Here is a 21,647-nt window from a genome sequence, read left to right on the forward strand (position 1 = left end):
ACGTACGCAAAAGAGTGAATCTAAGGAGGAATCACAATGAATTACCAAAACGACATAATCACAATCCTACAAAAAGCATTACAAAACAACCTATCAACCGAACAAATCGAAAACCTACTCGAAACACCAAAACACACGCACATGGGGGATGTTGCCCTACCGTGTTTTGAACTAGCCAAAATTGAAAAGAAAAATCCAGCTCAAATTGCCCAAGAACTAGCCACTCAAATTAACCCTAAAAACACAATCATTTCCCATGTTGAAGCGGCTGGTCCCTATGTGAACCTTTTCTTAAATAAATCCCAATTTGCCACAGAGCTCCTTCAAACGATCATCACGGAAGGTCAACAATATGGAACGCAATCATATGGTGCTGGTAAAACCATCACGATGGATGTATCGCACCCAAATATAGCGAAACCATTTTCAATGGGGCATCTCCGATCAACGGTGATCGGCAATGCAATCGGAAACCTACTTGAGAAAACAGGTTACAACGTCGAGCGTCTCAACTACCTGGGGGATTGGGGGACCCAGTTCGGAAAACTTATTGCGGCTTATAAACTTTGGGGAGATGAGGAAAAAGTTCGTGCCAACCCCATCCAAGAACTCCTTAATCTCTATGTATATTTTCACGAAAAAGCAGAGGAGGACAACTCACTTGACCAGCTCGGCCGCGATTGGTTTAAAAAGCTAGAAAAGGGTGATGAAGAGGCAACGAAGATTTGGAAGTGGTTCCGTGAAGAGTCTTTAGAGGCGTTCCAAACGATTTATGATCTACTTAATGTCTCGTTTGACTCGTACAAAGGTGAATCCTCTTTCCATGCTCAATCCGATCAAATTATCGAGATGCTAAATCAAAAAGGATTGCTAGAAGAGTCGGATGGTGCACAAGTTGTTCGTCTTGATGATTTAGATATGCCACCAGCGCTTATCAAAAAATCCGATGGCACGACACTTTATACAACCCGTGACCTTGCAGCTGCGATCTATCGTAAGGAAACCTATCAACATGCGGAATCCCTCTATGTGGTTGGAAATGAGCAAAGTCTTCACTTCAATCAGGTAAGAGCTGTCCTTTATAAACTTGGGTATGAGTGGTCAGGTGAAATTACCCACATTTCTTTTGGTATGATGCTGAAGGATGGGAAGAAAATGTCCACACGTAAAGGGAAAGTCGTATTTCTGGAGGAAGCACTAGAAAAAGCGATTCAATATGCCAAAGAAAATGTGGAAGAGAAAAATCCATACTTAGCCCAAAAAGATGAGGTTGCTCGCCAAATTGGTGTGGGAGCGGTGATCTTCCACGATCTGAAAAATGACCGTCGTAATGATATTGAGTTTTCCTATGATGAAATGCTGCGTTTTGATGGTGATACAGCACCGTATTTGCAGTACACCTATGCGCGTGCCAAGTCCATTTTACGTAAAGCTGGGGCTACTTCAACAAGCTATCAATTTCATGAAGCGGATTGGGATTATTCGTGGCCGATTATTCAAAAAATGGCTTCCTTCCCTGATGTGATTCAACAAGCCGTTTATTATTACGATCCGTCTAAAATGGCGAAGTACTTGCTGAAGCTTGCACAAAATTTTAATAGCTACTATGCCAACGTACGTATTTTAGAGGAAGGACCAAACCAATCTTCCCGCCTAGCACTAGTTCAGTCTGTAAGTGTAGTTATAAAAGAAGGATTATCCTTACTCGGAATTGAAGCACCTGAAGAGATGTAAAAAGAAGGAAAATAGATAGGGGCTCCAGAACCTATTAAGGAGGGAATTTAATATCTAAAAGGAAGTTGGATCAATTTTGCTACAAGACTTTAAGGGGTTTTTAAGTGAGTATCGAGATTCTTGGAACAGCTTAGATGCAGAAAGAATGGCTGCTCATAACTCAAAGGGATTCAAAGCAATATGGGCTAATCCAGACTCTATCACTTCTGAATGGGGATATGATGAAGCTAAAGAGGGATGGATCCAAGCTTATCAACAGTATCAAGGTAGAAGTCCCATATGGCATTTTGAGGACGTTCTTATCAACATCAATAACCATGAGGAAGGCGTCGTTGTTTGTTGGGTAAGTTTTGAATTGGATGGGAAGATGACAGACGTTAAGTTGTTATTTACTCAAACCTTCAAGAAGGAAAATGGGGAATGGAAGAAAATTAGAGAATACGTTGAAAATAGTTTTGCGAATGAACGCCTAAAAACGTGTACTTCATAAAAGAAAAAGCTCAGAGCATCTCTGAGCTTTTTTAGCTCTCTAGGAAATTATAAAATTCGTGGGCTTGTGTATAACTTATTTATGAGAGCGTGGCCACATCCAGCTCCAGCGCCCAGCAACGAATGGACTTCCCTCGCCTCCGTTCGATAAGTCAACATCAAATTGTTACACAATTTGTGTTTCCTTTATCTTACTACGGGCTCAGTCCAGTCCCTTCGTTGCTAAACGGGCGCTTGCGCTTTTGTTCCTACTCAATATCCATATTAAGTTCCGTATCCTTAACATGAGCAATCGGGAATAGGATAGACTCTGCATCAAATTCTTTCAGTTCAAGGCCTTTTTGAACACGATGTGGTGTATCTGGGTTCGCAAGAGCACCTGTGCCAAGTGATACAAAATCGGCACCTTCTTCTTCAACAGCTTTTAATGCCTGGTCAGGGTCCCCCAGTTTTCCATTTGCAATCACAGGCTTGCCACCAAAATCTTTAGCGGCTTTTGCCATAGAACGAGATCCTTCTCCAAAACTTTCAGCTGTTCCATCACCATCCGTAACATGAATATAGTCTATTGGAAGTTCTCCGATTGTAGAAAAAATCGTTTCAGCTGTCTCTTCACCGCCTGGCCATTTGTAAGCCTGATCCGATACTTTTCCTTGAGAAAGACGAATTCCAACAACAAATTGACTTCCCACTACTCCACGAACTTCTTGAATCACTTCTTTTATAATTCGCAAGCTGTTTTCAACAGAATCACCGTACTCATCTGTACGCTGGTTCATATAGTCTGTTAGGAATTCATCAAGTAAGTAGCCGTTCGCTCCATGGATTTCTACGCCGTCAAATCCTGCTTTCTTTGCTTTAATTGCAGCGCGAGCGAAAGAGTCGATTACGTTTTGAATATCATCAAGGGTCATTTCGCGTGCAGTAGGGAATGGACCTGATCCACCATAAAAACCAAGTTGCTCTCCTTTTGGTGCTACGTTGGAAGGAGCAATTGTTTCATCTACATAAGGGTTACCTTGAACCTGTGCACCTGCATGCATCAGCTGGGCGATCATTTTCGTACCATGCTCGTGAACAGTATCTACAATTGGCTTCCATGCTTCTGCATGTTCTTTTGTAGCAAGGCCAGGTTGATTATCGTAACCTTGACTATGTTTTTTATCCGTATAGATACCTTCTGAAATAATGGCAGCAAAACCGCCTTTAGCATATCGCTCATAATACTCCTTCATGCGATCATTAGCTCGTCCATCACTCTCTGCTGTAACTCGAGTCATTGGAGCTACAATATATCGATTATCGAGTGTTAAATTATTAAGCGTTTGTTCAGTAAAAAGGGATTCGTATTTGTTTGTCATATAGAAACCTCCTGTAATCTTGATGTCGAAACATGAGCTATTATAATGAAAACTTTTAGATAAAGCTAAATATGTGCTTTGGTTATTATGTTCATTATTGTTATAGATATCCGTTTTGGTGAGGAGATAAACAATTACCCATTAATAATAATCCCACCATTCACATGAATCATCTGACCACTCACATAAGAAGAATCCTGACTAGCTAAATAAACATAAGCGGGAGCTAGCTCTTTCGGTTGTCCTGCTCGTTTCATTGGCGTACTTGTGCCAAATTGCGCGACTTTCTGTTCATCAAAAGTGGACGGGATTAGTGGTGTCCAGATTGGTCCAGGAGCTACACCATTTACCCGAATACCTTTTTCGATAATCGATTCAGATAGGGAGCGGGTAAAGGCCGTGATGGCTCCTTTTGTGGCAGAATAATCAACAAGATCTTTTGAGCCTTGGTATGCTGTGATAGAAGAAGTATTAATAATAGAGCTCCCCGGTTTTAGGTGAGGGATTGCGGCTTTAGTCATGTAAAAATAGCCAAATAAGTTGGTTCGGAATGTCTGCTCGAGCTGTTCGCTGGTAATATCCATGAAATCCTGCTGTGGATGCTGTTCAGCTGCATTGTTTACGAGAATATCAAGTTGCCCAAATGTGTTAATTACCTGATTTACAGAAGACTCACAAAAGGCTTGGTTACCCATATCACCACTAATAAGAAGGGCGCGTTGACCTTCCTGTTCCACAAGGGATTTTGTTTTTTCTGCGTCACTATGTTCATCTAAGTATAAAATCGCTACATCTGCGCCTTCTTTTGCAAAGTATAGGGAAACAGCACGTCCAATACCACTATCCCCACCTGTAACGAGTGCGACTTTTCCTTGGAGCTTTCCACTACCTTTATAGTTTGGATCCATATATTCTGGTTGAGGATTCATATCACTTTCAAGTCCAGGCTGCCTGTTTTGATGTTGAGGAGGCTGTCCTTGGCCTTGTTGCTTGTTTTGATTACTCATAACACCAACTCCTTTTCTTTACATCTTCCCCCGATCATTGAAATGTTACACTTGAATATTGCTATGGAACAAAGGTCTCTTATGTGTGAATGATACAAAAGTATAGAAGTGATTTTTTTGGAAAAAGTAAAAAAGGAAGTTTCATTGAAAGGTTGTTACTGTGTGGATAATTTCACAAATGATAATACAGCAAGGCGCTATAAAGCCCATGTTAGTATTTTAGGTACTACTCAATTACATTTAAGAAGTCCATATATCATTGCATGGTGGAGTGCTGCATTTCCTGGTTTTGGACATTTATTACTTTCAAAATACCTTAGAGGCTTTGTTTTGTTTATTTGGGAAGTTATTGTGAACATCCAAGCAAATGTGAACCTGGCAATGGTCTATTCATTTCAGGGCAATATTGGGATGGCTAAAGAAATATTAGATACGCGTTGGTTACTGATTTACATACCTGTTTATATTTTTGGCATTTGGGATAGCTATCGAACAACTACAGATATGAATCGTGTTTACATTCTAGCTGAGCTTGAAGAGCATCGCATTAACACGTTTAGTATGGGGGCGCTTGAAATAAATTACTTGGATAAGAGGAGCCCATGGATGTCTGTGATATGGTCATGTTTTGTACCGGGTTTAGGTCAACTTTATATTCATAGAATCGTTACTGCATTCTTCGTCATTTTTTGGACAGTAATCTTTTTTTATTTCTCTTATGGTCTTGAAGCCATATCACTTTTATTTTTAGGGGAGATTCAAGAGGCAACCTCAAAAATCGATCCAGAATGGCTCTTATTTTTTCCTTCTCTATATGGATTTTCGATATATGATTCTTATGCGAATACAGTAGAAAACAATAAACTTTATGAGAAAGAACAAAGATTATTTCTGAAGAAGAACTATCAATCATCGAGTTTTCGTATCTTAAAAGGGAAAAAGGTGAATTGATCATGCAAATATTCTCCACATTTGAACATAACTCAACGCTAGAACTCGCAATTACAACTCTGGAAAAAAGGGGGATAAAAAAAGGGGCAATTTTTGCAGTTCCTTTAGACAATCGAACAGAGAAACGTAAATTATTTGATACAATGCATCGTTCTGATGGGATCTCTTTAATTGATATTGGAATGGCACTGGCCACAGCGTTTTCAGTAATCTGTGCAAGTATTGGATTTAAATTGGCTTGGGGACCTATATACTGGGGATTAATTGGAGCAGCAGGAGGATTCATAGTTGGCGTTCTCATTAAATTATTTATTGTATTGGTTTTGAAAAAGAAGAGAAGAACATTGAAAGGGAAGCATTCAGAAGTCATTTTAATTGTTGAATGTGAAGAGGACCAAAATGAACTTGTAGAGAACATTCTTTGGGAACATTTAGCTATAGGTGTAGCGAAGGTGAAGTAACATAAAAAAGCTGCCGAGTAAAGTCACTCAACAGCTTGAATAAGTATAAAGTTTTAAACAGGTTCGGTTTCTTTGTGAGGTGATTCTGCACCTTCTTGGTGGAGTTGCTGAAACAGTTCTCGGTAAGATTGAGAGGAAAGGCTGCCATTAATGTACTGCTTTTGACAAAAGTCCAGTAATTGATCAGCGGTTTCCGGGGCTTCCAATTTCTCTCTCTCATAGGCTTGAATCAGCTCGTTTAGGTGCATAGGTGAAATCCTCCTTTTGATTATTAGTATTATCTTAACATAAACGAAAAGATATAAAAGGGGATTCTGAGTATTGGAGATATCCACCAATTAGGAGCTTATTTACTCTTCTTGATGTCGCTTTCTTACATACCTTCTTACGAAGAAAATCAGCACACCAGCTAAGACAAATAAGACTAAAACAGGGGAGTAACCAACGATTCCAATAAACAGGAAAGAGAAGAATTTTTGCATGTTTTGTACGGAATTGATAAACGTTTGTTTCGTTTTCGCCCATGTTTGTAGCTCTTCTTTTTCAGCTTTAGGGATGATCACCTTCGTTTCTTGAATGTGAAGGGTGATGGTAGAAAAGTCACTTTGATTTTTCAAGTAATTCATCTTGCCTTGAATGACTTCAATTTCCTCTTGTACGCGCTCCAAATCTTTTGAAACAGCTAATAGGTTATCCGTATTATCAGCTTTTTCTAAAAAGGTAAGCAGACGTTCCTCTACTTTTTTCTTAGCTGCCAATCGTGATTTCAGATCGACATACTCCTTTGTTACATCCTGACCATCTGTATTACTAGAAACAATTTCTCCGTTTAATGGCTTAAGTCCATTTTTAAAAGGATCAAATTGCTGTTGGGGTACTCTTAATTTAATTGTGGCTGTTGTTTGATCATTTTCTCCCTTACGAGTAGAGGAACTCACCATATAACCATTATGTTTTTGGATAAGCTTTCTGAGTTCAACATTGTATTGTTCATAATCCTTCGTTTCAATACTGATATTGGCTTTATAAATCATCATTTTCTCTTTTTGATTTGTTAAGTTCACGTCACTTTCTTCGCTTCCATTGGTAACGGAATCATACGATTGATTTCCTTCAGATTGCTTTGATTCTTCTTTGTTCATTTCACTATCTTTTGTACTAGCTGATTCTCCTTCAGCGCTTCCGTCACTTGCGGCATCTTCATTACTTTGATCATTGCTGCAAGCGGCGAGCAAGAGAAGTAGTAAACACATTGACCCTATGATGATCTTTTTCATTTTGTGACCCCCTTTAATAAAATTAGACGTATGGCAAATAGAGGGGGTTACATAAATGGAAAAATTTTTATTACATGTACAGAAAAAAGCTTGGGAAGATTCCCAAGCTTTAGATTTTCGTATTTTTTCGTTTTGCGCGTTCTTCTAATTGCGATTTTGCTTGTTGATCCACCACATCTTCGGAGTTTCCTTGTGGGTTTACATTGGCTGAGTTTTTCATGCCACGGTTTTGATTTTTGCGTTTGCTCATATTAACTCACCTCCACGTATATTGTGTGGAAGAGAGGAGGCATTTATCCAACAGTGATTTTAGCTCCCAATCCTTTAGCAATAGAATAAGTTCTCCAACCACCATCGACATTTCGAACTTCAAAGCCGTTTAGCCACAAAACTTTAGAAGCTAGATAACCGCGAAGGCCAGCTTGACACATGACATTGATACGCTGCCCTTTAGGGATTTCATCAAGGCGGTCACGCAATTCGTCTAATGGAATATTAAGTGAGCCAGATAGGAATCCTTTTTCAAATTCATTTGGATTTCGAACATCAATTAGCACTTCACCATCACTTATGGCTTGATCAATCTCATCCCAGTGAATAATTTCAATATCTCCATCTAATACGTTGGTGGCCACATAACCTGCCATATTAATTGGATCCTTGGCAGAAGAATAAGGTGGTGCATAGGCAAGCTCAAGGTTTGGTAGGTCACGTACACTCAATCCGCCTTTGATAGCTGTAGCAATCACATCTATACGTTTATCTGCACCTTTTTTAGAAACAATTTGCGCTCCAAAAATGTCACCAACAGGGCTAAATAGTAACTTGATTGCCATTTGTTCAGCTCCAGGATAATAACCTGCGTGAGAACCAGGGTGAATGTGGATCGTTTGATAAGGGATACCAGATGCTTTTAACCTTTTCTCATTCACACCCGTAGTTGCCACTGTATAATCAAAAACCTTCACAATGGATGTTCCTAACGTGCCAGGGTAGGATTGGTCCCCACCATAGATATTATCAGCAACAATGCGACCTTGACGATTGGCTGGCCATGCTAGAGGAACCATAGTAGGTTGTTTTAAAATATAATCCTGAACTTCAATTGCATCTCCAATTGCATAAATGGATATATCATTGGTGCGGAGATGGTCATCTACTACAATACCTCCACGGCTTCCTGTTTCTAATCCAGCTTCTTGGGCTAGTGTACTCTCAGGTTTTACACCGATAGAAAGAATCGTCATATCGGTTTCGATTCGTTTGCCACTTTCCAGAATAACAGTGTTTTTTTCAAAAGATTTCACACCATCTTGTAGGAGAAGTTCAACACCATGTGCTGATAATTCTTGATGGACATAGGCAGCCATTTCAGGATCAACAGGACCCATTACCTGATCACCCTTTTCTACAAGAGATACCTTCATGCCTCTTTCGACAAGGTTTTCAGCCATTTCAATACCAATGAAACCACCACCAATAATCGTGGCGTGCTTCGGCTGTTTATCGTCTACATAACCTTTGATTTTATCCGTATCCGGAATATTGCGTAAGGTAAATACATTGGCTTCACGAATTCCAGGTATAGGCGGTACGATTGGTTTAGCGCCAGGGGAGAGGATGAGTTGATCGTAGCTTTCTTCATAAACCTCTCCTGTTATCAAGTTTTTGGCCTTTATCATTTTTTGTTCTCGGTCAATTTCTGTGGCTTCTGTTAAGTTTCGTATATCGAGATTGAATCGTTGTTTCATACCTTCTACTGTTTGAACGAGAAGCTTTTGACGATCGTGTATCGTTTCTCCTATATAGTAAGGTAATCCACAATTGGCAAAAGATATGTGTTCACCACGCTCTATTAAAACGATATGACTTTCTTCATCCAAGCGTCTAAGACGTGCAGCAGCAGTAGCTCCCCCAGCAACACCGCCGATAATAACGATTTTTTTAGTCATAGATTATCCCTCCATCAGCTTAACTTTTATACCCCTAACCGTATTTTAATTTTAATTAGGAGGGAAGTAAATAGGTTTTGATGGATAGATGTGACAGTTCTGTTGCAATTCATAAAAATAGAGCAAACCTTGTTTTAAGGTCTGCTCTATTGAAAATTATTTATATAGATCTTCTGGAAACTGAACCTCTGAGATCTTTTCTTCTGTATTTAAATCCATTGCTTCCATTCTATTATTAGAAAACGTGTAGAACGTATCTCCAATGGACATCATTCGTGCGATGCGGTGGTCCCATTCTGGGTAGTGAAGCTCTTTGTCTGGCTGATGTGTAACTCTTGTTTTGAAGGTGAATCCTTCTTCTGGTGTTACCGAATATAAGTACGCGCCTTCAAAAACAAACTCATGCATACCAGGTGTCGTATCTTCACTTAGTTCGATCTTTTCATTCACCATAATCGGGAAACCGAATAAGTTTTTGTCTGCATGATAGTAAAGGGCTTTGTGGTTGTGACTCAATTCAGAGTTGGTACCACGACCTCCGATTAACTCGACATCTTTTTCAATTGGATTGTTTACATCACTGATATCAAATAAGGAAAGTTTAACACCATCTGTTGTAATACGACCGTCACTTAACTGTTTGGTTTGTTTTCCGAATCCAACCACATGATTATCTCCAATTGGATGCAGGTAGTTACTAAAACCAGGGATTTTTAACTTCCCTAATACTTTAGGGGACTCAGCATTTTGTAGGTCGATAACAAATAACGGGTCCACTTGTTTAAAGGTTACAAGGTAAGCTCGGTTTTGCATGAATCGAACACTATAGATACGTTCTCCTTCAGCTAGCCCTTCAAGTTTGCCTAGGCGATTTAATGAGCTATCGAATGTGTATAGATTATTTTCAGATGGGTTTTGATCATCCCACATATGGCCTTTCGTTGTGGCAACACGGAATGTACCTTCTCGTTCATCCATCGCGAACTGGTTAATGAGGGTGCCAGGCACTTTTGCTTCTGCATCATATGTTACATTCGTGCCATCAACACCAAATTGATAGATTTTTGTATCAGGTGTTGTAGCCTGTTCACGAGGCATTGTGGAAGCCTGCTTTAGGTTAGGATAATCACGAACAGCCATATAGATATGCTCTTTTGACATATAAACGGTTTGGCCTGATCCGAGATACGTTTTGACATTTGCTTTTTCCTTGTCTTTTGTCACGTCAAAAGATGTAATCGTAACGAATGTTGTATCATCACTATCGGGTAACTTATGCATGCGATCATAGGAGATAGGCATGGATTCAGAGCTAACGGCTGAGTCCTTGTATCTCGGACGAGGATCTTCTTGTTCTTGAGTTCCATCTTCAAGTTTGGTATCACGTGTCATGATGTGAAAAGGAGGATGCTCATTTGTGATGAAATACAGGTTTTCATCAATAAGTCTTGATGTCATATAACTTCCTTGAACGGCAACTTCACGAATTTTTTGTGGAGCGGCTGGATTAGAGATGTCATAGACGTAAACAGCTGTTTGTCCTCGGTGATAAGGGAGGACCATTTCCTTTGTTACGCCGTCCTCGGTTGTTTGTTTTTGTTTATAAAAGGCTTCTCGTTTATGGCCCATCACGACAAGTCGGTCTTCATAGATGTAAATTTCATTAGGATTGAAGTCTTTCTCTTGTATTGTGCTTAGAAGCTTACTGTCTTCAGCAGGATGTGCTTTGGTAATCGTGATGTCGGTGTTACGTACATAATAGAAGTTCTCACCATCTGATTTTAGAACGTCTGCTTCATCTACGCCTTTTACTTGTGTGTTGGTTTTAGAGCCGTCATCTCCACTACTTGTGCTTTTGGATTGTTCGGCTGCTGAGTCATTTGTAGCTTCTAATGTTGCTTCATCTCCTCCAGAGAAAGCCTGGTAACGTAATTCTTGCTTCTTTTGTAACTCTGCTAGAATGTTCATGAAGTTTTCTTTTGAGCCAACTGCAGGAAGCTCATCACGCGTTTGGAAATCAAACTCAAAGTCATTTGCAAGTTTGTAACCATTTTCTGATTCAACCTTTTGAGAAATGATGAGCTTGAAATGTTGGTTCATCGTATAACCTTCGTCAGGGGATTGGATCGTTAAAACTTTTCCATCTTGAGATAGTTCGTACGTAACCTCAACTTTTTCATCATTTTCGTTTAATACTCGTACCGTTTCATCTGTGAAGCTGTCTGGTTTCATCGACTTTGTGAATGTAACCGTCCAATTTTTATGGACAGGTACGACTTTGGCATCATCATTTACATTAGCTGAGACCATGGTTTGCTGAAGAGCGAACACAGTAAATAACGCTACAATGACAGCAGCAACTCCTACATACAATCGTTTCATATGGACACCTCATTTTCTGCTTGTTTAGTTATGTAGTCGTTGGTGGTGTGAAAAAGTTACAGTTGAGGGAGAATTTTTATTTGGGGGATGATAAGAGGTAAAAGGGAGTATTGTGGAAAAAGTGTTATTACAGACAACCTCCACACTAAGTGGATGATGTTCTTAACTAAATCAGAGGACTTTTACACTAAATGGATGGCGTTCTTCACTAAATCAGAGGACTTCCACACTAAATGGATGGCGTTCTTAACTAAATCAGAGGACTTCCACACTAAATGGATGGCGTTCTTCACTAAATCAGGGAACTTCTACACTAAATGGATGATGTTCTTCACTAAATCAGAGGACTTCCACACTAAATGGATGGTGTTCTTCACTAAATCAGAGGACTTCCACACTAATTAGTTGATGTTCTTCACTAAACCAGAGAACTTCCTCACTAATTAGTTAATATTCTTCACTAAATTAGAGAACTTCCTCACTTCTATACTGCTTTTCTACACTATTTGATCATTTTCCTGAAGAACTAGCACAGCAGCAATATTGCAGAGCCTAAAAAATAAAAGCCGTTGGAGCAACTCCAACAGCTTTTAATCCATACCTATTTATGATCGGTTTTCTTAGAAAATTGACGCTCGCCGCGTTGTCTTGCTGCTTCGCGTTCTTCATTTTTTTGAGCACGCTTAGCATTGTTGTCGAACGGCTTTTTGTTATCATCTTTTGTATTCTTTGTAGCCATGGAATCCCACTCCTTTCAACATTCTGTCTTAGAATGTGTAGAAAGAGGGGAGACTACTCATAAGACTTGTTTAAGAAAAAGAGTGCAATCGTTCCAGGACCCGCGTGAGCACCGATGGCAGATCCGATCTGATGGATAATAATTTCTTTTGTTCCATGTTCTTCACGAATCATTTCAGCCAGCTGTTCAGCACGCTCAGCATCGTCACCGTGTGAAATAGCTATTGGTTGATTTCCTAGGTCCTCACCGCGTTCATTCATAAGTTCAAGCATACGCTTAAGAACCTTTTTCTGTCCACGAATTTTTTCTAATGGAATAAGCTGCCCATTTTCCACGTGGAGTAATGGCTTGATTTTAAGCATGGTACCGACAAAAGCAGCTGCAGCACTTACACGACCACCGCGCTTTAGGTACTCTAAATCATCTACGGTAAAGATATGTTCCATATGATTCATATGGCTTTCTGCTTTTTTAAGTAAAGTTTCCATATCAGCGCTTTCTTGAGCGAGTTGAGCTACACGGCGCACGACAAGACCATACCCTAATGAAGCACAATGAGTATCTATTACTTCTAATTGAAAGTCAGGATACTCTTCTAATACTTCCTGTTGCATCATTTTGGCGGTTTGATACGTACCTGATAGTTCGGATGATAAAGCTAAATAAAGACAAGGTTGTCCTTTTTTTGCATACTCCTCGAATAAATCTTTAAAAGTGTGTGGGGAAACCTGAGAGGTCTTAGGTGCTTTGCCATTACGCATCGCATCGTATACATCTTTCGATTGGATGTCTACCGCATCTAAATAATCTTGATCATCTAAATGAACGGTAAGTGAAACACGTTTGATGCCATACTGTTCTATGTAGGAATCCGGTAAATCACTAGCTGAATCAGCTATAATTTGAACGTTCATTTTTTCCACCTCTTTAATTTTAGACCTTTTGACCTTAGTTTAAGCCTAAGGCGAAAGGTAGTCAAAGTTTTTATTTTCAACTAGGACTATAGTATGATTTTACAATAAAACACAATTTAACCTAAAGAGTCTTGATTTTCCATTCAAAAGGGTGATACAAAGAAGAAAGGGAATTGTCGAACTGAAGGAGGACTTTATGTTTTTTATTGAAATAAGACGAATTATGGTAGTCATTTTAGGAGCTGTACTTAACGCTATCTCGCTAAACCTCTTCCTAATCAAGGCTAACGTGTATGCGAGCGGTTTTACTGGTGTAGCTCAGTTAATTTCTAGTGTGTTCCAAGATAAATTAGGAATCGGTATTACAACTGGTGTGCTATTATTCATCTTAAACATACCTGTTATCATTCTAGGTTGGTTAAAAGTTGGTAAAGGATTTACCATTTATAGTATGATTTCGGTCATTTTTACCACTTTATTCCTAGAGATTATTCCAGTCCAACAACTATCTACTGACATCCTTCTAAACGCCGTTTTTGGCGGTGTAATAGGGGCTGTAGGCGTTGGGATTACCCTGAAATGGGGTGCTTCAACGGGTGGTATGGACATCGTAGCCATGCTTTTATCAAGGATTAAGGATCGCCCAATTGGGACTTATTTCTTTATTTTGAATGGAATGATTATCATTTTGGCTGGTTTGTTGTATGATGAGGAAAAGGCCCTTTATACGATTGTGACACTTTATGTTTCTACTCGTGTGATCGATGCAATTCATACACGTCACGAAAAACTAACAGCAATGATCATTACAACCAAAGCAGAAGAGTTACAACAAGCAATTCACGCTAAAATGGTAAGGGGAATTACACAGGTTCCTGCGAAGGGTGCATTTACCAAACAGGACAAGGATATGCTAATCATGGTAATTACCCGTTACGAACTTTACGATCTAGAGCACATTATTAAAGATGTTGACCCACATGCATTCACGAACATTGTACAAACTACAGGCATCTTCGGATTCTTTCGACGTGATGACTAAAATGAAACTAAAATGCATGTCATTCCGACTAATAGGGTGAATAATAAGAAAAGGATGTGTGACGAGCATGAAAAAACTTCTTGTTCTTGTCATGGCAATGCTGTTTGTTGCTGCCGGTTGCTCCGGAACAAATGAAGCAAATGGCAAAGAAGACACAAATTCCTCTGATAACACGAACAAAAACGATGAAACAAAAGAGGAAGTAAACCTTGAACAATTACTGCAGCAACTAGAAATGACAGCCGATGTACAAGCAGACGCCGATAAAGTAGATTTTAATTTCCAAATGAAAAACACAGGTGAAAAAGCGGTAAAGCTTACCTTCCCATCTGGTCAGCAATACGAAGTAATCGTGAAAAATGCTGAAGGTGAAGAAGTATATCGCTATTCAAAAGGAAAAGCCTTCACTGAAGCTTTAGTAAATAAGGAAATTAAGCCAGGTGAAGCACTATCCTGGAAATCTTCATGGAACTACAAGCAAGATGGTGAACGTGTGGAAGCAGGCACATACACTGCTGATATCACAATACTACCAGCTAAAATTAATAAACAAACCATTGACGCTCAACCATTCCAATTAACTCAAAACTTTGAAGTTCCATCTGGTGAGCAAACGTTCCGTAACGTGAAAGTTACTGAAAATGCAAATGGTGATTATACCGTTACAGGTGAAGCTCGTGCATTTGAAGCTTCATTTGCTTATAACGTTGAAGATGGACATAACTTGTTAGTGCCAGAGCAAAACGTAACAGCAAGCAAAGGTGCTCCAAACTGGGGAACATTTGAGTTTGATGTAAAGATTGCTAAGGATAAGCTTCCTTCAAATGGAACACTTACACTAACTCTTTACACGAAGAGTGCCAAAGACGGTTCTGTTGAAAATGTTAAATTTGTAAAACTAGATACTTTCCAACCTGAATAATAGAAGGTTGTTTATAAAAGAATCCGCTACTCCTTTTGAGGAGAGCGGATTTTTTATGGTTTACCTTTAGTTGTTTATAAAACACAATGGCTGCCATAGCTTTTTAAAAAACGCACTCCCTAAAGTAAGAGAGTGCGCTCTTCATACTTGCTTAGTAACCGTATTTCTCAAGCGTATTCTTCACTTCATCTGTCAGGGCATCCCAATCAGCGTCGAACTTTTTGTTAACCGTGATGAAGTTTTGGAAACCGAAGACATTGTCTACTCCTTCAAGCTCCATTAGGTCATTCAAAATATCATGTTCACTGGTTTGACCAGGCATAACAGAGACTGATCCATCTCCTTGGAAAATCATTCGGTCTGTAGTGAATTTCATTGCGTTCGGATTTGGTGTTGGTTGTGCTTGTACAGCCATACAAAAATCCCTCCTCTATTTAATCCAATTTTATCTTAGCATGAATTGCGCGATCAACAAAGCATGTCCTTTTCGTGAACAATCATGAATTCTTTCAATATTAAAAAGAATTTGTGATAAAATGGAAGCGAAACGAGGGAAAGGTGTGAGACGAAGATGCAAACGGTACAAACGTTAAAGCAAAAACTGCAATCTTTTGATAACTTTGAACATGTTGCACAGCAAGAATCACACACCTTATTAGACGATATGTTAAAACATATAGGGAGTCCAGATCCGGTGTTAAGGGACGAGCTAATTTATAGCGCACTAGCGATTTGGGTTTTAAATGAAAAATTTGATCAGGATCATTTACGAGAATTATATGATCTGGCATTAAGCGATGATTATCTTTTCTATCAAATCGGGAACAGAGGAGACGATTCAGTCTTCACTCGCAGTTTTTCTGTGTTATTATTACCTCCTATTTTACAAATCCATAAACAAAGCTCATTCCTATCACGAGAAGAGCTAACAAATGGAGTAGAAACACTGATTCATTATTTTAAGAAAGAACAAGATACCAGGGGTTATGTAGCGGAGAAAGGATGGGCTCACAGTATCGCTCATGCAGCTGATGCACTTGAATCCTTCGCAAGCTGTAAGGAAATTGAAGAACAGGACTTGTTGTCCGTTTTTAATGCGGTAAAAAAAGTCATAACACAACCTTCTCAATATATTAACGGTGAGGATGAACGCCTTATCAATGCCCTTGAAACGATTTTTCCAAAGGTAGCTGATTGCTTTATCATTGAATGGATCCAATCATTTGGATCAGTTCTTGATAAAGTTGAAGGCCATGAGGAGGATGCCATTCACTTCAATATCAAGACGTTTCTTCGCTCTATGTATTTCCGGTTCGTTTGGAGAGAGGAAAAACGATACAGAGAGGCTATTTTGGATACGTTAGAACCAATCGAGAAAATAGGAGCCTATTAAGTTGTTATCATCTATCAAAGAGGGAATGGTTTAGTAAAACATAGAAAAGAAGGCGATATGATGATTAAAAAGGGACTCTGGTTAGGAATAGCTACAGGTGTAATATTGGGGGCCGTATTGTGGCTTGTTGAAGCTGTAACTGGCGAAGAAGTATATACGCTACTAATGAATATTGATTTTATACCTGTGTTAGGGGATATCGCATGGCCCGTTTGGATGGAATGGGTATTTCATCTTCTGCTTTCATGGGCTATTGCTATCGTATACCTTGCATGGATTGCGTTTCAAACAGAAGGCGAAACAAGTGCTCGTTGGGCAACGTCTCTTTTATTATCTGTTTTGGCCGCGCTTACCTATTTTCCGCTAACAGACTTAGCGATAAAGGAAACACCACCCCTTGATGATGTAACAGCTATTATTTATTGGTTTATCGCTCACTTAATCTATGCGGTAGCTTTGGTGAAATTGGACGAATGGAGCGAGTAATGTGAAAGGGAATAGAATTGTCTTTTGGGATGTTATTTGTTATCTCGTATTTCCATTACTCGTATGGAATTTTATACGTGATGATATCGGGGATTACTATTCGATGTTACTATCCTCAGTACCAGGGATTATTTATACAGTAATACGATTCTACTATATCCGAAGCCTGCAATTTTTCGGGATTTTTATGCTCGCTAACTTAGTGTTGAGTACAGTTGTTGATGTCTTGTCGGGATCAGCCATCAACCTGCTTTGGAATCGGGTTTATTTTGCGGTGGGGGTAGGACTATTCTTTTTAGGAAGTATGCTAGTGAAAAAACCTGTTGCTCTACTTTTTGCTCTCGATATTATGGAGATGCAGGGACAGTCTAGAAAACCTCTAAAACAAATCTTTTATCAAAAGAAGATCTTTCTTGTATTTCAGGCGATCACATTCGTTTTTGTGTTTCGTGAAGGATTTTTTGCAGCTTGGAAAGCATGGCTCATCAAAGAGTATGGAGTAGAAGCATTCGATCAGGCCTTAATCTTACGACAGGTATTAAGTTGGGTCCTGACTGGAGTGACGGTTCTTGGTTATCTGTATGTTGGCAAAGTCATGCATGATCAAAGCAAACGACCAGTGGATCCTCCAGCTTCGACATAATAGAATAGGAAGTGAAAACATGCCCAACATCCAATCCATTCAAGAAAAAGATTATGATGAACTAGCAAGGATCGTAGGCAATGCATACCCTGCGTTTGAAATGCATAAAGACGAAACACGTCAGAAATTTATCGAAAAGGTAGACGATCGTCAAAAGAACTTCCCTGATGTAAATCATTTTGGATATTTTGATGAAGAGCAATTAAAAGGCACATTTAGGTTTCATGACTTTCAGATGAACCTGTATGGAGAAACGATTCCAGTTGGTGGGATTGGGTTAGTTGCTGTTGATTTACTACATAAAAAAGAAAGAATTGCTAAGCATATGCTGTTGGATTTCATAGATCGATGCCGTGAAAAAGGGTATGATCTAGCAGCTCTTTACCCATTCAGACCTGATTTTTATCAGAAAATGGGCTTTGGGTTTGGGTCTAAAAAGCATGAATATCGAATTGAATCAAAGCATTTGCCAAATGCAGGATCGAAACAATATATTGTAAATGTAACGACTGAGGAGCAAGTCCAATTGGTCAAGGACTGTTATAACACTTATGTAAGCCAACAGCATGGTATGATGTATCGTGATCAAGAGGCTTTTAAAAATCTCATTGAACAAAAAGAGACTCAAACCGTAGCGTTTCAACGAAATGGAAAAATTGAAGGATATGCTTCATTTTCTTTTCAAAAGAGTGAGGAAAACTTTCTCAAAAATCACATCATCATAAAAGAGCTTGTGTATTTGCATTCTGAAGCTTTAGGAGAACTGATGACGTTCTTCCACCTTCAACAGGATCAAATTGATCGGATCATTTTCCATACTTCAGACGAAGATTTTCACTTCTTACCTCACGATGTTCGAAACGGAAGTGAGCACATCATACCTTCTGTTTATCATGAAGCTCATACTTCAGGGGTGGGATTAATGTATCGTGTCCTTGATGTGAAGCAGTTTTTATCCTCATTAACGAATCATACATTTAGTACCGAAGATGTTACGGTGAAGTTTAAAGTACAAGAAACCTTGATTAATGAATCAAATGTAGAAGTGGTAGTTCAATTTAAGGATAGACAGCTGCAATTAATTGAAGAAGATCGATATGACGTAGAAGTGGAAATGAATATTTCAGAGTTTTCTTCTCTAATGATGGGGGCAGTATCCTTTAATACTTTACACCGATATGGACTGATTAAGATATCCCATTCTACTTATAACAAGGTGCTTAACCGATTGTTTTCCTGTCTAGAAAAGCCAGAATGTATGACTGCGTTTTAAAAAAAGACCGACTTCCTCCCTGGAAGTCGGTCTTTTTTTATTCTCAACAGGATAATATTTATGGTAAGGGGGTTATTTATCTAAAGGTGTCATAATTGGGAAGTCAGTATCAATCTGGTCAAGAGCCCATAAGAACTGATGCCATTTTTGGATGTCTCCAATTACTTTTATGGAAGAAGGACTCGGACGATTATTTGTAGTCGCTAATTCATACAAGGATGCTTGATCCATAATGACTTTTACTTCGTCTTCCTTTAATTCATTGGATAAATACCTGAAAATACCTCTTTTCACCTCTGTTAATGCTTTTTCTTTTCGATCTGTAATAATAAAATTTAATTTAAAATCATATTCACCAGCAATTATTCCATTTAACCGGATACTTAGCATATTTAATACTTGCTCTAATGTCATGATATCTAGAACTTCGTTTGTTATGGTAGACCGTTTAATCGGGATGATGCCATAACGTAATTCTTGAGCACCCATTAAATATTCATTTCTCCATGGGCCAGACTCTGCAATATAGGCTAGTTGTTCCAATGCATCTGCACAAAGGTATTTTGCTTTATAGTTGGAAGGGTTAGAGTAGATAAGATGTTTTGTCACTTCAGCCACCCATTGATAGTCACCTTCCTTAAAGGATCTCTTTGCTTTCTTCAGTAATTCATCCTCACCGCCCATGTATTCAACGTATTTTTTAGAAGATTCTTCAGGAATTAATTTATTTAAGTCCACTGGATTCCCGTTATACCACCCCATATACTTTTGATAGACGGCTTTTGCATTATGATTTACGGTTCCATAAAAGGGACTGTTATACCATTCTTTTCTGAGACTTTCAGGAAATGTTACCATCCTTCCTACTTGATCAATTGTGTACCCTTGATTGATTAGTCTCAGCGTTTGATCATTGATATATTGATACATGTCTCGTTGCTTTTCCATGTAACTGATACAATAGTCTCTTCCATGTCTTGGCCAGGTGTGAACTTCAAACAACGATGTCATATGATCGCCAAATAAATCAATAGCTTGCTGGATATAGGTTGCCCACGCAACAGGATCACGTACCTCAGCTCCGCGGAGTGTATAAATATTATGAAGGGAAGCGGTACAGTTTTCTGCAATACATAAACTATGTTCCTCAGGTATATAAATATTCATTTCAGCTGGTGCCTCAGTGTCCGGGGTTAACTGAAACTGCATTCGAACACCATCTATGAATTTTTCCACATAGGATTCCTGATCTGATAAGGTGATTTCTTCAGCAGAATTCACTAAGGTTACAACACCTGTAGAAACGTACTTTCCAATTCCACAATCGACTTGCCCTTTTTCACCACGAGGTAATACTTCACCATACATGTAAAAACCTCGGCGAGACATAGCGACACCAGCAGTCACGTTTTCTTCCAGTGCAGCATTTAAAAATCCACTAGGTGCATAAATCTTAACATCATCGGTTGTTCCACTTTCGAGGACACCATCCACTCCACCATAGTGGTCCACATGTGAATGGGAGAATATAATTGCGCTAACAGGAGATTCTCCAAAATAACTGTTAATTAACTCAAAAGCAGCTTGAGCTGTCTCTCTAGAAGTTAAACAATCAATCACAATCCATCCACTTTTTCCGCGAATGATACTTAAATTAGCAAGATCGTATCCTCGTACTTGATAGATGTTTTCAGTTACTTGAAAAAGACCGGCATTCAAATTTAATTTACCTTGGTACCATAACTTCGGATTTACGGTAGAGGGGATATCATCTTTTTGTAGAAATTCATATCGTTTTAAGTCCCATACAGGGAGGAGAGAGTTATTCGGTTTTATGACAGGATAAGGTACACTTTTTAACACATTTCTCGTTGCCCATTCTTGCTCTAACTTTAGTCGTTTCCAATGGATATTCTTTTTAAATTCTGCGTTTATTTTCTTTGTTTCCTCAGTAGCATCTTTTCGAAAAGGGGTGAATTTCTCTTCAAGACAGTTTTCATCATAATTGTTCATCAGATCCCACCTCCATAAAACATAGTATTCAGGTAGATATCTGTTCATACATGGAAAAGAGCATTGATTTGCAGGGGGAATCAATGTTCTAGTGTATATCTCTAAACCAATTTTCTTCTTATTAAAGCAGAGAATAGTAAGTGAGTTTGGATAGAATGTTTCTAATTCTGTATAGGAAGTGAATGATTTTGGATAGAGGGTTTCTAATTCTGTATAGGAAGTGAATGATTTTGGATAGAGGGTTTCTAATTCTGTATAGGAAGTGAATGATTTTGGATAGAGGGTTTCTAATTCTGTATAGGAAGTGAATGATTTTGGATAGAGCGTTTCTAGTTCTGTATAGGAAGTGAATGATTTTGGATAGAGCGTTTCTAATTCTGGATAGGAAGAGAATACTTTTGGATAGAGCGTTTCTAATTCTGGATAGGAAGAGAATACTTTTGGATAGAGCATTTCTAATTCTGGATATGAGCTGTCCTAATTCAGGATAGAGCAGCATTATAAAACAAAAAAGCAGCCGCCCCAAAAGGCGAGCTGCTTTTTGTGTGAAAGAGTGTCGACTCCTAAATTGTGAGCCTTTGTCCAACTCCGGCTTCCAGCGGCTATCG

22 protein-coding genes are annotated in these 21,647 nt (G+C 38.9%); 11 read left to right on the plus strand and 11 right to left on the minus strand.

From position 1 onward, the window contains the following. The first annotated feature begins 36 nt into the window (after window positions 1-36). Together argS and GS400_RS04925 are read left to right on the plus strand one after the other, a co-directional pair. A complete protein-coding gene (gene argS / locus GS400_RS04920) occupies window positions 37-1,734 on the plus strand; it encodes an arginine--tRNA ligase (RefSeq protein WP_160099552.1) in 1,698 nt (565 codons plus the stop codon). A gap of 76 nt (window positions 1,735-1,810) precedes the next feature. Then, the gene (locus tag GS400_RS04925) at window positions 1,811-2,224 is read left to right on the plus strand and encodes a nuclear transport factor 2 family protein (protein ID WP_160099554.1); all 414 of its coding nucleotides are present in this window, start codon (window positions 1,811-1,813) and stop codon (window positions 2,222-2,224) included. Between the two features lie 247 nt (window positions 2,225-2,471). On the opposite strand, the gene GS400_RS04930 is transcribed toward GS400_RS04925, so the two are convergent. Next, on the minus strand, window positions 2,472-3,584 hold the full coding sequence (locus GS400_RS04930; protein WP_160099556.1) for an oxidoreductase: 1,113 nt from the start codon (window positions 3,582-3,584) through the stop codon (window positions 2,472-2,474). 134 nt (window positions 3,585-3,718) lie between these two features. After that, window positions 3,719-4,591 (minus strand): SDR family oxidoreductase, encoded by an 873-nt coding sequence (locus tag GS400_RS04935; RefSeq protein WP_160099558.1) that lies wholly within the window; start codon window positions 4,589-4,591, stop codon window positions 3,719-3,721. A gap of 162 nt (window positions 4,592-4,753) precedes the next feature. On the opposite strand from GS400_RS04935, the gene GS400_RS04940 reads away from it, so the two are divergent. Both GS400_RS04940 and GS400_RS04945 read left to right on the plus strand, forming a co-directional pair. Continuing rightward, window positions 4,754-5,542, plus strand: a complete 789-nt coding sequence (locus tag GS400_RS04940) for a hypothetical protein (RefSeq protein ID WP_160099560.1) — start codon at window positions 4,754-4,756, stop codon at window positions 5,540-5,542. Window positions 5,543-5,544: 2 nt separating this feature from the next. Then, a complete protein-coding gene (locus tag GS400_RS04945; RefSeq protein WP_160099562.1) occupies window positions 5,545-6,003 on the plus strand; it encodes a hypothetical protein in 459 nt (152 codons plus the stop codon). 53 nt (window positions 6,004-6,056) lie between these two features. Here GS400_RS04945 and yppF read toward each other — a convergent pair whose 3' ends face one another. From yppF to GS400_RS04970, 5 genes are all read right to left on the minus strand, one after another. Beyond that, complete coding sequence (yppF, locus tag GS400_RS04950) at window positions 6,057-6,251, minus strand: YppF family protein (RefSeq protein WP_160099564.1); 195 nt, start codon at window positions 6,249-6,251, stop codon at window positions 6,057-6,059. Window positions 6,252-6,353: 102 nt separating this feature from the next. Then, a complete protein-coding gene (locus GS400_RS04955) occupies window positions 6,354-7,280 on the minus strand; it encodes a DUF4349 domain-containing protein (protein ID WP_160099566.1) in 927 nt (308 codons plus the stop codon). 109 nt (window positions 7,281-7,389) lie between these two features. Next, a complete protein-coding gene (locus GS400_RS04960) occupies window positions 7,390-7,530 on the minus strand; it encodes a small, acid-soluble spore protein L (protein ID WP_160099568.1) in 141 nt (46 codons plus the stop codon). A 43-nt stretch (window positions 7,531-7,573) separates the two neighbouring features. Then, on the minus strand, window positions 7,574-9,232 hold the full coding sequence (locus tag GS400_RS04965) for a CoA-disulfide reductase (RefSeq protein WP_160099570.1): 1,659 nt from the start codon (window positions 9,230-9,232) through the stop codon (window positions 7,574-7,576). A gap of 156 nt (window positions 9,233-9,388) precedes the next feature. Continuing rightward, window positions 9,389-11,614 (minus strand): beta-propeller domain-containing protein, encoded by a 2,226-nt coding sequence (locus tag GS400_RS04970; RefSeq protein ID WP_160099572.1) that lies wholly within the window; start codon window positions 11,612-11,614, stop codon window positions 9,389-9,391. A gap of 153 nt (window positions 11,615-11,767) precedes the next feature. On the opposite strand from GS400_RS04970, the gene GS400_RS04975 reads away from it, so the two are divergent. After that, window positions 11,768-12,019 carry a hypothetical protein gene (locus tag GS400_RS04975; RefSeq protein ID WP_236561144.1) on the plus strand — a complete coding sequence of 84 codons (252 nt, stop codon included), beginning with the start codon at window positions 11,768-11,770 and terminating at the stop codon, window positions 12,017-12,019. 196 nt (window positions 12,020-12,215) lie between these two features. Here the strand turns inward: GS400_RS04975 and GS400_RS04980 are convergent, their stop codons facing one another. Together GS400_RS04980 and GS400_RS04985 are read right to left on the minus strand one after the other, a co-directional pair. Continuing rightward, window positions 12,216-12,353 (minus strand): DUF3941 domain-containing protein, encoded by a 138-nt coding sequence (locus GS400_RS04980; protein WP_160099576.1) that lies wholly within the window; start codon window positions 12,351-12,353, stop codon window positions 12,216-12,218. A 53-nt stretch (window positions 12,354-12,406) separates the two neighbouring features. Beyond that, a complete protein-coding gene (locus GS400_RS04985) occupies window positions 12,407-13,267 on the minus strand; it encodes a DegV family protein (RefSeq protein WP_160099578.1) in 861 nt (286 codons plus the stop codon). A 196-nt stretch (window positions 13,268-13,463) separates the two neighbouring features. Here GS400_RS04985 and GS400_RS04990 point away from each other — a divergent pair, with 196 nt between their 5' ends. Further along, window positions 13,464-14,309 (plus strand): YitT family protein, encoded by an 846-nt coding sequence (locus tag GS400_RS04990; protein WP_160099580.1) that lies wholly within the window; start codon window positions 13,464-13,466, stop codon window positions 14,307-14,309. 67 nt (window positions 14,310-14,376) lie between these two features. After that, complete coding sequence (locus tag GS400_RS04995; protein WP_160099582.1) at window positions 14,377-15,231, plus strand: BsuPI-related putative proteinase inhibitor; 855 nt, start codon at window positions 14,377-14,379, stop codon at window positions 15,229-15,231. Window positions 15,232-15,382: 151 nt separating this feature from the next. Here the strand turns inward: GS400_RS04995 and GS400_RS05000 are convergent, their stop codons facing one another. Next, on the minus strand, window positions 15,383-15,646 hold the full coding sequence (locus GS400_RS05000) for a NifU N-terminal domain-containing protein (protein WP_160099584.1): 264 nt from the start codon (window positions 15,644-15,646) through the stop codon (window positions 15,383-15,385). A 156-nt stretch (window positions 15,647-15,802) separates the two neighbouring features. Here GS400_RS05000 and GS400_RS05005 point away from each other — a divergent pair, with 156 nt between their 5' ends. Genes GS400_RS05005 through eis form a run of 4 tightly spaced genes read left to right on the plus strand, consistent with a single transcriptional unit; the run spans window position 15,803 to window position 19,026 of the window. Next, entirely contained in the window at window positions 15,803-16,624 is an 822-nt protein-coding gene (locus GS400_RS05005; RefSeq protein ID WP_160099586.1) for a DUF2785 domain-containing protein, read from the plus strand. Window positions 16,625-16,681: 57 nt separating this feature from the next. Further along, window positions 16,682-17,110: a hypothetical protein gene (locus tag GS400_RS05010; RefSeq protein WP_236561146.1), complete on the plus strand. Its 429-nt coding sequence runs from the start codon at window positions 16,682-16,684 to the stop codon at window positions 17,108-17,110. 1 nt (window position 17,111) lies between these two features. Further along, complete coding sequence (locus tag GS400_RS05015; protein WP_236561148.1) at window positions 17,112-17,753, plus strand: VC0807 family protein; 642 nt, start codon at window positions 17,112-17,114, stop codon at window positions 17,751-17,753. A 19-nt stretch (window positions 17,754-17,772) separates the two neighbouring features. Beyond that, the gene (gene eis / locus GS400_RS05020; RefSeq protein ID WP_160099588.1) at window positions 17,773-19,026 is read left to right on the plus strand and encodes a GNAT family N-acetyltransferase; all 1,254 of its coding nucleotides are present in this window, start codon (window positions 17,773-17,775) and stop codon (window positions 19,024-19,026) included. A gap of 72 nt (window positions 19,027-19,098) precedes the next feature. Here the strand turns inward: eis and GS400_RS05025 are convergent, their stop codons facing one another. Next, window positions 19,099-21,492, minus strand: a complete 2,394-nt coding sequence (locus GS400_RS05025) for an alkyl/aryl-sulfatase (protein ID WP_236561149.1) — start codon at window positions 21,490-21,492, stop codon at window positions 19,099-19,101. Window positions 21,493-21,647 lie beyond the last annotated feature (155 nt).

Origin of the sequence: Pontibacillus sp. HMF3514, from assembly GCF_009858175.1 — a bacterium.
GTDB lineage: Bacteria > Bacillota > Bacilli > Bacillales > BH030062 > Pontibacillus.

Excerpts from the sequence above, each read along its gene's own strand:
- GS400_RS04960 (WP_160099568.1), bottom strand. The coding sequence starts at position 7,530 with ATGAGCAAACGCAAAAATCAAAACCGTGGCATGAAAAACTCAGCCAAT.
- GS400_RS05005 (WP_160099586.1), top strand. The coding sequence starts at position 15,803 with ATGCAAACGGTACAAACGTTAAAGCAAAAACTGCAATCTTTTGATAAC.
- GS400_RS04935 (WP_160099558.1), bottom strand. The coding sequence starts at position 4,591 with ATGAGTAATCAAAACAAGCAACAAGGCCAAGGACAGCCTCCTCAACAT.
- GS400_RS05025 (WP_236561149.1), bottom strand. The coding sequence starts at position 21,492 with ATGCTCTATCCAAAAGTATTCTCTTCCTATCCAGAATTAGAAACGCTC.
- GS400_RS04985 (WP_160099578.1), bottom strand. The coding sequence starts at position 13,267 with ATGAACGTTCAAATTATAGCTGATTCAGCTAGTGATTTACCGGATTCC.
- GS400_RS04980 (WP_160099576.1), bottom strand. The coding sequence starts at position 12,353 with ATGGCTACAAAGAATACAAAAGATGATAACAAAAAGCCGTTCGACAAC.
- GS400_RS04955 (WP_160099566.1), bottom strand. The coding sequence starts at position 7,280 with ATGAAAAAGATCATCATAGGGTCAATGTGTTTACTACTTCTCTTGCTC.
- GS400_RS04970 (WP_160099572.1), bottom strand. The coding sequence starts at position 11,614 with ATGAAACGATTGTATGTAGGAGTTGCTGCTGTCATTGTAGCGTTATTT.
- GS400_RS04975 (WP_236561144.1), top strand. The coding sequence starts at position 11,768 with ATGATGTTCTTAACTAAATCAGAGGACTTTTACACTAAATGGATGGCG.
- GS400_RS05010 (WP_236561146.1), top strand. The coding sequence starts at position 16,682 with ATGATGATTAAAAAGGGACTCTGGTTAGGAATAGCTACAGGTGTAATA.
- GS400_RS04995 (WP_160099582.1), top strand. The coding sequence starts at position 14,377 with ATGAAAAAACTTCTTGTTCTTGTCATGGCAATGCTGTTTGTTGCTGCC.
- GS400_RS04930 (WP_160099556.1), bottom strand. The coding sequence starts at position 3,584 with ATGACAAACAAATACGAATCCCTTTTTACTGAACAAACGCTTAATAAT.
- GS400_RS04945 (WP_160099562.1), top strand. The coding sequence starts at position 5,545 with ATGCAAATATTCTCCACATTTGAACATAACTCAACGCTAGAACTCGCA.
- yppF (WP_160099564.1), bottom strand. The coding sequence starts at position 6,251 with ATGCACCTAAACGAGCTGATTCAAGCCTATGAGAGAGAGAAATTGGAA.
- argS (WP_160099552.1), top strand. The coding sequence starts at position 37 with ATGAATTACCAAAACGACATAATCACAATCCTACAAAAAGCATTACAA.
- GS400_RS05000 (WP_160099584.1), bottom strand. The coding sequence starts at position 15,646 with ATGGCTGTACAAGCACAACCAACACCAAATCCGAACGCAATGAAATTC.
- eis (WP_160099588.1), top strand. The coding sequence starts at position 17,773 with ATGCCCAACATCCAATCCATTCAAGAAAAAGATTATGATGAACTAGCA.
- GS400_RS04965 (WP_160099570.1), bottom strand. The coding sequence starts at position 9,232 with ATGACTAAAAAAATCGTTATTATCGGCGGTGTTGCTGGGGGAGCTACT.
- GS400_RS04990 (WP_160099580.1), top strand. The coding sequence starts at position 13,464 with ATGTTTTTTATTGAAATAAGACGAATTATGGTAGTCATTTTAGGAGCT.